We start from the raw sequence: 11,090 nt of genomic DNA, 5'->3' as shown, positions 1-11,090 counted from the left end.
ATTAATTAAAAAGGAGCTTTTAATGTTGTCCAGACTGCTATCCCGTACAACTGCGCGCAGCGCGGTTTTGTCGCGCCCCGTCGCCAGCTTTCGTCCACGCGTCAGCGCGCGCACCTATATGTCGGCTACTGAAATGCGCGAGAACCTGACGCCGCAGATGCATGAGCACTACTCGGCCATGATGCAGGAGCTCGGTGACGGAGCCAGCCAGCGAGAGGGTCACGGTGTGTGCGACGGGGTTTCGCGAGCTGTTTACAACAATATCCGCAGACGTCAACAGGCGGCCTCAGGTGGGGAGGCTGTGCGCGAGCACGTGTCAAACGACTGGACGCAAGCGCACGATGATGCGCTGGCACAAGGCAATCCTGCATTTGTGCGGGCAACTGGCACCACTACACCGCGAAGTGAGTGGCACACCGGCAACCAGGGACATGCAATTGTGTTGCTGGGGCACAACCAGTCAGGTGATTACGTCGCCCATGATCCGGACACCACGCACGCAGAAGGCGGTGACCGGAGTTCACCGGGCCGCAACCTGCGGATTGTTCGCCGCGCAGAAGTGCATCGCTTTGGCCCGGTCTACGCTAGCGGGGAAACCAGCACTTTTCTCGGGGGGTCGCCCGAGGCTCCACTGGATGTCTTCACACAGCACCGACCACGCGGACCCAGTCTCATGAGTCGGGCGCTGGGGTTTCTGGGTTTCGGCCAGCGATAGCCCGACAGATCATTTCTTAATCACAAGGAGTAGCACCATGGCAAGACAGCGAATAGGTTCCCAAGTCTGGACTGGTCTGACGGGTTGCGACAAGATCCGGGCAATGGTCAACGCGTTGACCAAGCATATGACTCCGGTGGGAGGGCCCGGCGGGGTGATGAATGCCTTGCAGCTGACGCAGAGGCGGCTGGCAGCAGGCAACAAAATTCCGGCCAATACATCGGGTGTTTCAACCAAAGATTCGCTTCATAAGTCCTTCATCGAGAACGATGTGCTCCACGAGTACACCGATCAGGTGCATCACACGACAGTGAGCCAGGGCAAGATCACGGGCAGCCAGCAGATTGGGGGTCCGTCGCTTATGAAGTTTGATCTCAGGAAGAAGGGCCATTACACGGGCTTCAAGCCGTTGTGATCGCCGGCAGCTCGACAGCTGGGCCTGCGGTGTCAGGTCCGCTGCCCTGACCGCGGGGAGTGCCTGATGCCTAAGCCGACCAAACTGACGAAGTCCAGAAAGACCTTGCCCGATCTGCCGGGCCCGCCTTCCCCCCAAAAGGCAAAGGCTGCAAAGGTGGCGAAACTGGCGGCGATCCAGAGGGTCGGCAAGGCAAAACCCCGCAAGCTTGGCGACCTGGCGCTCATGGGTATGCCCACTAAAAAGAGCTGGCGTCAGGGCACCGACCAATGGCTTGGCAATGTTATGGCCTATAAGGCCTCGCAAGATCGCACGCTGACACCAATGCAGGCCAAGGGGGGCTTTCGTCCCCAGGTGGTAGATATGGTCGTCGGATCGAAGGCGTTTCCCAAAGGAGCCTTCCGTTACGCTTCCAACCCGACGAGCCACGGGATCAGCAGCGGCTATCACGAGGCGTTCGTCGTGACTGACATGACTCCCAAGTTGCAAAAGCGGGTGAAACATGCCAAGGGCATGTCAGCCATGCCGGCCATGGAAGAAGCCTCCTGGAAAGCTTTTTCTCAAGTTACCTTCCCGGAAAGCAATGTAAGACCAATGATGGAGGCGGGTGACGGTGCGAGAACAGATACCGCTCGTACTATTTTGAGTGGACCGGGCGGTTCCGTTGCCGGGCACAGCGGTTCCGGGGTCCGCAGCACCGGTCAGGCTGCCGCGCATGATGTATTGCGGGCGGCCTCAATGGCCGCGTTGCAGGACACGGAGATGACGCCCGCCGCCATGGCGGTGACTGCCGCGGCCGCCACGGTTTTTACAATGGCTCCCGGCGCGCTGGCCAGCCGGGCAGAGGGAGCAGAAAAACTCAAGGATAAGCGCGCGCTTGGAACCTGGGAAGATGATCGTAACCAGGCCAAGGAGCGCCTCGCCCAGGTCCACGGTGCACTCAAACCGGCAGAAAAAGCCGTCGTGCGGCGACACTTCCAGGCGCTGGCAATCAGCGTCGGCGGGACGCGCACGCTTGATCCTGCTCAGCCCAGCTCGCCGCGCAGGAGTACCGCGCTGGAAGCCGGAAATGCGGTTGCCGGCGGCGGCTATGACGGTTCACAGATTGGCGGGAAAGCCTCCAAAGCTCCCCCCGCCAGCGGGAGCGCGCGCGACATCACTCAATACGTATCAGAGCCGTTCCGCGTGGATCGGTCATGAAATACGCGCATTCGCCGGGCTGTCAATGCTGTTTCAGCGTTCTGGCACCGGCCATCCCCAGGCTTTCAAAGGAGTAAACCATGGCATCCAAACGACAAACGCCAGCGCTGTCCAAGCCGGTCACAGCGCAGTCAGGCCCGAAGACGACGCGTACGGCATCGCCTTCCACCGCTGCTCCGCCGCGAGATCTCGTACATGCGACGATGACGGTCACAGCGCCAGGCGGAGGGCGCCTGACGGGCGGTGATGCTTCGCTGTCTGTGACTGGAAAAAACACCGCCTGGGCCAAAACACCGGTCCCGCATGGAGGCGCCGGCGTACCGAAATACCAGGCCCGCGTGGCCTATATGAAGGCCAACCACGCGGACCATCCGCTTGCACAAAAACTCATGGACCGGCATGTCCAGCAGACTCCGGCTGAGGACAAGCGCGGACTGTCCTGTGCAGAGGGCCACAGCCTTCTCGCTGCGCACCAGGAACTGAACCAGCGCGGCAACACCCATGCGGCGGCACACCTCGACGCGTTCACGGCCGGGCTGGTACCAGCCGTACCGGCTTATGTGCCGGCAGCTGCACCGACCTTCGGCGCCAACACCAAAAATGCGCGCAAGAACCTGCTCATGAGCAAGTACCAGGCGGCCGAGGCGACCCGCATTGCGGAACATGGCACGCTCGTGCAGCAACGCCAGGCTACGCTCGACGGCCTTGCCAAAAGCATGACCGGCATGGACAGCTGGCATGACTACGCGGCGAAGGAGTCGTCGTTCATGGCCTGGAACGACATCGAGCAGCACGGCGCGCTGACCAATGTGCACCACCACGCCACCAGCGAGGTCAGTGCGGGTCACGCGATGGAGTATTGTGTGAAGTGCCGTGCCGAAGTCGCCGGCGGTCTGAAAAACAAATGACCCCGATCCGGCAGACCGCTCGCCGGCGGCGGCAGGAAAACTCCGACCACAAAGAAATACATGCCGCGCATCTATGAATCCCCCACGATGGGTGACGCCGACATCCGTGTCGCGCTCGTCAGTGACCTCGGTCAGGCCGACCTTCTCGTGCACCGGGTCGGCAGTTGGGGCCTGGCCACGCGTCCCTGGCTTTGGTACATGGCCCCGAAGCAGGATGCGAACCTGTACGTCTACTTTTGCTCGCTCGGCATGGCGCAGCTCGCGGTCTGCTATGTCGACACCTACGGCCAGGCCGGTTGGGTTAACAAACAGCAGCGGCACCCGCAAGCGCACTTGCTGCGCTGAGTTGTTATTTGGGTGGGGGCGGCAATGCGATGGTGCCCATATTGGGTGGCAGCCCGAGCTTGAGCGATAGGTAGTTGCGTTGCGACAGTGCCTCGTCCGCGCTGCCAAAACGCCCGACGGTGACCACTGACCATGAACCGCCCTCGGGCTCGCCCATCAGCACGACCGTGCTGGTGACACCTTGTGCCTGTATTGACGAAGCCAACTGGCTGGCGGGCTGCGCCGTCGAAAACTGCGCCGCCTGCAGCGCGAAGCTGGGAGAAGCCGTGGCCACTGTCGGCAATATCAGGCTGGCCGCTGGCAGGGGTGACGATGCCGCAACGGCCGGCGCGCTTGCCGGGGCCGCAGCGGCTGCAGAAGCGGCACCGGCGCCCGGTGTGCTGCCAGATGTTGCGGCGGGTGCAGAAGCCGCCGGTGTACCGGGATCGGCGCGGCCCGGGATTTTTGCTCCGATTTGTTGCGCTATTTTTGCCACACCTTCCTTGAATGAGGGAGGCGCAAGCAACCCGGCGGCGAAGGCCACCATGCCGAATACCAGGGTCAACAGGACAAGTCCGTACTTCGCAAGCACGCTCGGACTCAGGCTTCACCGGTGTGGGCAGCGATGGGGGCCTGGGCCCGGCTGGGGCTCAGGCTGTGTTTGCGCACCAGCCGTCCGAAAGCGCTGCGATCCTGTCCCGCGATCAGTGCCGCCTGAGTCAGGTTGCCGTTGGTTTGCATCAGCAAGCGGCTCACATACAGCCGCTCGAACTCCTTGACGGCCTGCTGCTTGGCTGTGCGAAAGACCGCCGGTTCGGCGGCAGCGGAACGCTCGCCGCGGGGCTGGGACATTGCCTGGCTGATATCGACTTCGTTGCTGTCGCAGAGCAAGAAAGCCCGCTGGACAACATTTTCGAGCTCACGCACATTACCGGGCCACGTGTAGCTCTGGATGAATGCGATAGATGCGGGCGTCAGGCGAACCTGCGGCCTTCCGTGATGGTGGCCGAGCCGCGTCAGGAAAATCCTGGCGAGTTCGATCCCGTCATCGCCGCGCTCGCGCAACGTTGGCAGATAGACTGATAACACGTTGATGCGATACAACAAGTCCTTGCGAAAACGGCGTGCTTCGGCAAGCTCGTTGAGGTTGGCGTTGCTGGCTACGACGATACGAACGTCAGACTGTTTGGTCGAACTCCCGCCGACGCGGCGGTAACTGCCGTCTTGCAGAAAGCGCAGCAATGCGGCTTGGGCCTTGAGGCTGAGCGCGTCGACCTCGTCAAGGAAAAGTGTGCCGCCGCCGGCTTCGCTGACAAGGCCGAGCGAGGCAACTTTTGCGTCAGTGAAAGCCCCGCGCTCGTGGCCGAAGAGCTCACTTTCAACCAGGGTTTCGGCCAGCGCCCCGCAATTGACCGGAACAAAAGCGCGGTCGGCCCTCTTGCTTCCGTAGTGAATGGCCCGTGCCACCATTTCCTTTCCGGTGCCTGTCTCACCCTCGACGAGAACCGCCGCATCAACTCTGGCGACACGCTCGATCTGCGTGCGCACTTTCGCCAGGGATTCCGAAGATCCCAGCAACTGGAAGCCGAATCTTGCACTCATCAACATCCCCCGTTTTATTGCGGCTACTTCAGGGGCTTCTGCCTGCTTTCGCGAGGAAGCAAGAAGAAACCGAGTGCCTGGAAGCGCAAACATAAGAGAATTGCCACCCCCTCACATCCTCCAATTGCAGGAGCAATTAGTACCGAAAATTCTTGATTGACCTGGCTGCTGAACTGCACTGAAGGCTGACGCAACTATTCACTGAATTCCTGCTTCAAACTTCTGTAAGCAGAATGTGTGAATTGCATTCGAGGTGCGGTGATTCCCCCAGGAATTGTTTGCCTCTTCTCACGGGCCAGCCGGACAGCCTTTCGCCAATACGGCTGGCGTTTGCCAGTGCTGACCAGTTCTGACAAACCTTGTGTGGCGATGACTGCTCTTGTCTGGTCGTCGATACCTATTACGCCTTACAAACTCGCGAATGAGCATCGGGTCTTTTGGAAATTCCCAAAGCCTGTGACTTTTCAAATCGCTCCGATCACAACCCTCATCCCCCTGTCAGAACTGACAGGTAGGGCATACACGGACCGGCTCGCAAAACTCAATACTTTTCCCCGGATCCTCGACGGGCCCTGGTAAACGACAGTCAGCAAACCGACGGATCGTTGCAATCGATGTGATCATTCCAATCGCTGTGGCATGCTTGTGCGCATGACAGTGCGCGGCAAACTCGACAATTGGGCCAGGCGGATCAAGCGCGATGGATTGACGCTCTGGTTCGCCGGCAAGCACCCGGCAACACCCTGGTATGCCAAGGCGCTTGGGCTCTTCGTCGTGGGCTATGCGCTGAGCCCCATCGACCTCATCCCCGATTTCATCCCGGTGCTTGGATATCTGGACGATGCCTTGCTGCTCCCGGGGCTGATTTGGTTGACCATCAGGCTCTTGCCCCCAGAGGTGCTCGCCGATTGCCGTAAACGGGCCGATGAGTGGGTGAAGACGCAGGGCTCAAAGCCGCGCAGCCGGGTTGCTGCGGTCGTGATCGTGCTGGTCTGGATCGGATTCGCCGTGGCCTTGTGGATCTGGCTTGTCCAGCCGCGGTTATAGCCTCCGCGCAAACTACTCACCGCGGACCTCGACCCAGCACCACTGCTGCGATCGGCAACCGCGCCGCTTGCCAGTCAGCCCGCCTTCACATCCTTCAGCGTTTCAACCAGTGCCCGCAAGCCGGCGGTATAAGACCGCCAGCCAAGGCCCTGGATGGTCGCCTTTACCGCGGGCGAAATGATGGAGTGGCTGCGCCACGCTTCGCGCGCGGCGATGTTGCTCATATGAATCTCCAGCACCGGGAAGGGCATGGCCTTGATCGCGTCATGCAGCGGTACGCCGTGCTGGGTCAGGCCTGCAGGGTTCAGCAGGGCGCCCTGCGCGCTGTCGATGTTCTCGTGAAATTTATCGATCAGCGCACCTTCGTGGTTGGACTGGAATATCTCCAGTTCAACCCCAAGCTCGGCGGCCAGCGATTGCAGGCTGGCGTTGATTTCCGCCAGGGTGGTCGTGCCGTAAATATGCGGTTCACGGCGCCCGAAAAGGTTGAGGTTGGGCCCGTGCAGGACAAGAATTTTCATGATGGGCTGCCTGGCTTACTTGCGGATGCGCGCGAGTTCGGTGGTGTAGAGCTTCACGAGAGCCGGGTCGTAAGCGCTCATGAACCGTTCAACGACTGGTTTGGCCACTTGCCGCATGCGGCCCTGCTCAGCCGGGCTCAGCTCGTTGTATTGCATGCCCCTGGCCTGCAGCTCGCCCACGGCTTTTTGCGCCGCGGCGCGGCTGACCTGGCGCTGGTAGTCGCGCGTTTCGGCGGCCGCATCGTTCATGATCTTTTTCTCGACCGGTGAGAGCTTGTCCCAAAAGCGTTTGCTCACCAGCACGATATTGGCTGCATACACATGGTTGGTGGCGCTGACGTACTTCTGGATTTCGTAGAACTTGTTGGACTGGATCACGGAAAAAGGATTTTCCTGGCCGTCGACGGCTTTGGATTCCAGGGCGCCGTAGAGCTCGGCGAACGGCATGGGCACCGGGTTGGCCTTGAAGGCCTTGAAGGTCTCCAGGAACACCGGGTTGGGAATCACACGGATCTTCAGGCCGTCCAGGTCTTCCGGCCTGGTGATGGGGCGTTTGCTGTTGGTGACATTGCGAAAGCCCAGGTCCCAATAACCCAGTGCGATCAGTCCCTTCTCCGGAAGTTTTGCGATGAGCGCCTGGCCCAGCGGGCCGTCAAGAAGCGCGTCGGCCTGGGCAAAGTTTGCGACCGAAAAAGGAAAATCGACCAGCCCGAATTCCTTGACGATGCCCGCCAGAGAGGTGGTGGCCGGTGCCGACATCTCCTGCACACCGCCTTGCAGGGCCGACTGTTGCTGCAACTCATTGCCCAGCGTCGAAGCCGGAAATTCCTGCACCTTCATCTTGCCGCCGCTCTTGGCTGCCAGCAGTTCACTGAAACGCTTGACGCCAAAACTTACCGGGTGGTCGGCATTGTTGAGGTGGCCGAACTTGATGGTGCGCTCCTGGATGTCCTGGGCCAACGCCGGCGCGGATGAAAGCGCCAGCAGCGCGGCTGCCAGGGTCAGTGACCTGCGATTGAACTGCATTTGGATGTCCTTTTATTGCGGAGAAAGAGGGGGAGGGCAAAGGGGCGGGGGCAAGGCTGTTCGGCCAGATCACACCCCAGACCGGCGAATCATGCGATAAAGTGGAAAGTCTTTCCATAATGGAAAACCATTATCATTTGGCCTGCAAACCGGTTTCAAAGCCATGGCTAAATGTCGGCAGATCGGCAAACGGCAAACCAGAGAATCAACCGCATGAGCACCCTTCTCGAAAGAAGCTTCAACACCCTGGAGCAACTGGCCGCGCACCCCGAAGGCCAAACCGTGTCCATGATTGCAGCCAGCCTGGACATGCCGCTCAGCGCTACCCACCGCCTGCTGGCAGAGCTGTGCCGCTGCGGTTATGTGCGCCAGGTGCGCGAGCAGGGTGAATACGTTCTCACCATCAAACTGGTCTCGCTGGGCCTGGGGTTTTTGAGCGCCTCAGGCATCGTCGATGTCGCCCAGCCCCTGCTCGACCATCTGGCCGAAGAATCCGGCGAACTGGTGCGCCTGGCCGTCGTCGACGGCGACGACCTGACCTTCGTCGCCAAAGCGCAGGGTGCGCGCCGTGGCCTGCGCTACGACCCCGACATGGGCCTGTCGGTTCGCCTGTCTTGCAGCGCGGCGGGGCATGCCTGGCTTTCCACCATGAGCGATGAAGAAGCATTGCGCCTTGTGGCCAAACAGGGCTTTGGCCCACCCAAAGATTTCGGGCCCAAGGCCCCCACGACCGTGAAGGCGCTGCTCGGCTTTGTGCACGCGGCACGCAAGCGCGGCTTCAGCACCATCAGCGAAGTGTTCGCGCCCTCCATGTCCGCCATGGCCGCGCCCGTGCTGTCGCCCTCGGGCGCTATCGGTGTGGTCACGATTGCGGGGCCGCTGGTGCGATTGACGGAAGGCAGGATGGAGGAGTTGTCCGAGGCATTGCGGGCAACGGCCGATGAGATCCGGGCAGCCAGCGGGGCTTCGGCGCTGTTCAAGAAGCGGGCGTAGGCTTTCCGCGCCCCCACTGAGGGCAGCTGAGCGCACAGGCCTCTCGATACAGTGCAATACAAAGCAAAAGCGGCAATCGACAAATCGGCAAGGCGGCCGCTTGCATGTAGCGCTTCCGTTATAGCCCGGGGTATGTACTCCAGCAGTACATGTCGCAAACAGGCCGCGCCGATGTCACCATCTGTGTCCATACGGGCGCCCAAAAATTTGCATTTCTGATGACGCTCCCTCTGTCGGTCGTCACACGGAAAATCCTGACAAACGTCACAAAATGTGGAAGGCGAAAAGATACCTCGCAGGGCAGTAGCAACCGCCTTGTCAAAGGTATTACTGCAGCGTATCTTGCGGTCAAACAAGCACAGCAGGGGGACACGCTTGAAAAAGTTGAAGTTGCTGACTTTTCACGCCAGGTCGATTCGCTCCCACCTGTTCTGGACCTACGCCGCGCTGGGCACGGTGCTTGTTGTGGCGCTCATGGTACTGGCCGAGCTGGCCGCAAGCCGCATCGTGCTCGACGGCGCGCAGCGCGAGCTGGAGCAACTGGGCCGCCGCACGCAGGAGCAGCTGCTGCGCTTTCAGGAACCGGCCCGCGCCTGGCTGGAAGCCACCACCAATGACCCGCACGCCGGCCTCGAAGGCGAGAACGACATTTCAGTGCAGCGCATGCAGATGTCGATGCAAAACCGCTATCCCCAGATCGCCTCGCTGGTGTTCGGTTACCCGGACGGCAGTTACCTGCAGAGCATGGTGCTGCGCACCGAACGCGACCGGGCCTGGGCCAAATCACTGCCGGAAGCCCGCTATGCGGAGCAGATCATCCGGGTCGACGAGCACGAAAAGCGGGTGGAGGAATGGGTTTTTTACGACCAGCAGATGACAGCCATCGCCAGCGAACGGCGTCCCTGGGGCAACCGCTACGACCCCCGCAGCAGACCCTGGTACGAGGGGGTGAGCGAGTTGAACCTGGGCACCTTCCAGGCCACCGATCCTTTTATGCTGCAGCTTCCGGCGGAGTTCGGTATGGCGTTGTCGCGGCCGCTCAGCGGGCCGAAGGGTGGCGTCGCGGCGGTAACGTTCACGGTCGCGGGCCTCTCGGATTTTCTGCGTGCGCGCAGCCAGGAAAGCCATGCCGAGCTGATCCTCTTTGATGAGCAGGGCCGCGTCTGGGGCTGGTCCGATGCGGACCGCCTTCGCCGTTTGCTGGCGTCCGGCCGGCCCGTGAGCCTTGCCGCGCTGAATGACCCCCTGTATGCCGCGTTGCCGCCGCTGATGACGCAGGCCTCTCTGAAAGATACGCCGATTCATTCGGTCGACGGCGCCGACGGCCAGCGTTTTGCCGCAGTGGTGGTGCCGATCGAAGGCGTATTCAGCCGCAAGGCCTATGTGGCCCTCGTGTCTGACCAGAACCTGCTGCTGGCGCAGGTGCGGCGTATGCGGTGGATGCTGCTGGGGGTGGGCGTGGCCGGGCTGGTGCTGCTGATGCCCATGCTGTTCTGGATGGCCAACCGGCTGGCCAGGCCCCTGAAAAACCTGGTGCGCTCGGCCAGGCACATCCGGCAATTTGAATTCGACAGCGACATTCCCCAGGACAGCGACATCGCCGAGGTGCGCCGCCTGCAGGAATCGCTGGCGCTGGCACGCATCGCGTTGCAGGGATTTTCGCGTTACGTGCCGCGGCCGCTGGTGCAGCATTTCATTGCCAACCGCCTGACGCCGCAGGCCGGCGTCGAGCAACGCGAGCTGGCCGTGCTGTGCGCCGCGCTGGACGACGACCACGCCACGGCCATGACCTGGTCGCCGCATGCCGACCATTACCTGCAGATCCTGGCGGTGGAAGTGGCGCAGGGCAAGGGCATGATGGACCGCTATGAAAGCTGCACCGCCGTCGCGCTGTGGAACACACCGCTCAATGTGTCCAACCCGGCGGGCTACGCCTGCGAGGCGGCCCTGCGCGCGGTGGACTCCATGCGGGCGCTGGCCGAAGGCCTGGACGTGCCGGTGAAGCCACCGCGCTTCGGCCTGGATTTTGGCAATGCCACAGTCGGCAACTTCGGCACCTGGGACCACCTGACCTTTACCGCAGTGGGCGCACCGCTGGACCGGGCCCGGGCGCTGGCACGGCAGGCCAATGCGCTGGGCGTGAACATCGCCGCCAGCCGCGCGGTGGCGCTTGCGGCCGCGCGGTTTTTCCGTTTCAGGCTGGTGGCCACAGTGCCGCTGGGCCCGAAGGATGAGCTGTGCGAGGTGTATGAGCTCCTGGAAAGAATAGACCACGAACACCATGCGAAACCTGAGGGGGTGAGCCTGCCGGCCGCATGAGCTGCAGGTTTGCGCCGTCG

The 11,090-nt window shown here is 61.6% G+C and carries 12 protein-coding genes; 8 read left to right on the top strand and 4 right to left on the bottom strand.

The window, feature by feature from the left end:
* The first annotated feature begins 22 nt into the window (after window positions 1-22).
* The 5 genes from AC1D1J_RS10320 (at window position 23) to AC1D1J_RS10300 (ending at window position 3,583) form a co-directional block, all read left to right on the top strand.
* Window positions 23-715 carry a hypothetical protein gene (locus AC1D1J_RS10320; protein WP_477694624.1) on the top strand — a complete coding sequence of 231 codons (693 nt, stop codon included), beginning with the start codon at window positions 23-25 and terminating at the stop codon, window positions 713-715.
* Between the two features lie 37 nt (window positions 716-752).
* Window positions 753-1,130, top strand: coding sequence for a hypothetical protein (locus tag AC1D1J_RS10315; protein ID WP_477694623.1), 378 nt, complete (start codon window positions 753-755; stop codon window positions 1,128-1,130).
* 66 nt (window positions 1,131-1,196) lie between these two features.
* A complete protein-coding gene (locus AC1D1J_RS10310) occupies window positions 1,197-2,330 on the top strand; it encodes a hypothetical protein (RefSeq protein ID WP_477694622.1) in 1,134 nt (377 codons plus the stop codon).
* 80 nt (window positions 2,331-2,410) lie between these two features.
* Window positions 2,411-3,238, top strand: a complete 828-nt coding sequence (locus AC1D1J_RS10305) for a hypothetical protein (RefSeq protein WP_477694621.1) — start codon at window positions 2,411-2,413, stop codon at window positions 3,236-3,238.
* A gap of 60 nt (window positions 3,239-3,298) precedes the next feature.
* Window positions 3,299-3,583 (top strand): 7(1) septoil knot domain-containing protein, encoded by a 285-nt coding sequence (locus tag AC1D1J_RS10300; RefSeq protein ID WP_477694620.1) that lies wholly within the window; start codon window positions 3,299-3,301, stop codon window positions 3,581-3,583.
* Between the two features lie 4 nt (window positions 3,584-3,587).
* Here AC1D1J_RS10300 and AC1D1J_RS10295 read toward each other — a convergent pair whose 3' ends face one another.
* Window positions 3,588-4,127 carry an SPOR domain-containing protein gene (locus AC1D1J_RS10295; protein ID WP_477694619.1) on the bottom strand — a complete coding sequence of 180 codons (540 nt, stop codon included), beginning with the start codon at window positions 4,125-4,127 and terminating at the stop codon, window positions 3,588-3,590.
* 35 nt (window positions 4,128-4,162) lie between these two features.
* Window positions 4,163-5,164: a sigma 54-interacting transcriptional regulator gene (locus tag AC1D1J_RS10290; RefSeq protein WP_477686160.1), complete on the bottom strand. Its 1,002-nt coding sequence runs from the start codon at window positions 5,162-5,164 to the stop codon at window positions 4,163-4,165.
* Window positions 5,165-5,815: 651 nt separating this feature from the next.
* Here AC1D1J_RS10290 and AC1D1J_RS10285 point away from each other — a divergent pair.
* Window positions 5,816-6,211 (top strand): YkvA family protein, encoded by a 396-nt coding sequence (locus AC1D1J_RS10285; protein ID WP_477686280.1) that lies wholly within the window; start codon window positions 5,816-5,818, stop codon window positions 6,209-6,211.
* 74 nt (window positions 6,212-6,285) lie between these two features.
* On the opposite strand, the gene AC1D1J_RS10280 is transcribed toward AC1D1J_RS10285, so the two are convergent.
* Together AC1D1J_RS10280 and AC1D1J_RS10275 are read right to left on the bottom strand one after the other, a co-directional pair.
* A complete protein-coding gene (locus AC1D1J_RS10280) occupies window positions 6,286-6,732 on the bottom strand; it encodes a type II 3-dehydroquinate dehydratase (RefSeq protein ID WP_477669963.1) in 447 nt (148 codons plus the stop codon).
* A gap of 15 nt (window positions 6,733-6,747) precedes the next feature.
* Window positions 6,748-7,758 carry a TRAP transporter substrate-binding protein gene (locus AC1D1J_RS10275; protein ID WP_477694618.1) on the bottom strand — a complete coding sequence of 337 codons (1,011 nt, stop codon included), beginning with the start codon at window positions 7,756-7,758 and terminating at the stop codon, window positions 6,748-6,750.
* Window positions 7,759-7,971: 213 nt separating this feature from the next.
* On the opposite strand from AC1D1J_RS10275, the gene AC1D1J_RS10270 reads away from it, so the two are divergent.
* Together AC1D1J_RS10270 and AC1D1J_RS10265 are read left to right on the top strand one after the other, a co-directional pair.
* Entirely contained in the window at window positions 7,972-8,751 is a 780-nt protein-coding gene (locus AC1D1J_RS10270) for an IclR family transcriptional regulator (RefSeq protein ID WP_477686157.1), read from the top strand.
* Between the two features lie 375 nt (window positions 8,752-9,126).
* Window positions 9,127-11,070 carry a hypothetical protein gene (locus AC1D1J_RS10265; RefSeq protein WP_477694617.1) on the top strand — a complete coding sequence of 648 codons (1,944 nt, stop codon included), beginning with the start codon at window positions 9,127-9,129 and terminating at the stop codon, window positions 11,068-11,070.
* The last annotated feature ends 20 nt before the right edge of the window (window positions 11,071-11,090 follow it).

The sequence above is a fragment of the Polaromonas sp. P1_F8 genome, from assembly GCF_056405635.1.
The sequence above is the reverse complement of the archived record's forward strand: the minus strand, read 5'-3'. Positions and strand labels throughout refer to the sequence as shown.

Bases quoted from the DNA above. Each gene is read 5' to 3' on its own strand.
- AC1D1J_RS10305 (WP_477694621.1), top strand. From the start codon at position 2,411: ATGGCATCCAAACGACAAACGCCAGCGCTGTCCAAGCCGGTCACAGCG.
- AC1D1J_RS10280 (WP_477669963.1), bottom strand. From the start codon at position 6,732: ATGAAAATTCTTGTCCTGCACGGGCCCAACCTCAACCTTTTCGGGCGC.
- AC1D1J_RS10315 (WP_477694623.1), top strand. From the start codon at position 753: ATGGCAAGACAGCGAATAGGTTCCCAAGTCTGGACTGGTCTGACGGGT.
- AC1D1J_RS10320 (WP_477694624.1), top strand. From the start codon at position 23: ATGTTGTCCAGACTGCTATCCCGTACAACTGCGCGCAGCGCGGTTTTG.
- AC1D1J_RS10290 (WP_477686160.1), bottom strand. From the start codon at position 5,164: ATGAGTGCAAGATTCGGCTTCCAGTTGCTGGGATCTTCGGAATCCCTG.
- AC1D1J_RS10300 (WP_477694620.1), top strand. From the start codon at position 3,299: ATGCCGCGCATCTATGAATCCCCCACGATGGGTGACGCCGACATCCGT.
- AC1D1J_RS10270 (WP_477686157.1), top strand. From the start codon at position 7,972: ATGAGCACCCTTCTCGAAAGAAGCTTCAACACCCTGGAGCAACTGGCC.
- AC1D1J_RS10310 (WP_477694622.1), top strand. From the start codon at position 1,197: ATGCCTAAGCCGACCAAACTGACGAAGTCCAGAAAGACCTTGCCCGAT.
- AC1D1J_RS10285 (WP_477686280.1), top strand. From the start codon at position 5,816: ATGACAGTGCGCGGCAAACTCGACAATTGGGCCAGGCGGATCAAGCGC.
- AC1D1J_RS10275 (WP_477694618.1), bottom strand. From the start codon at position 7,758: ATGCAGTTCAATCGCAGGTCACTGACCCTGGCAGCCGCGCTGCTGGCG.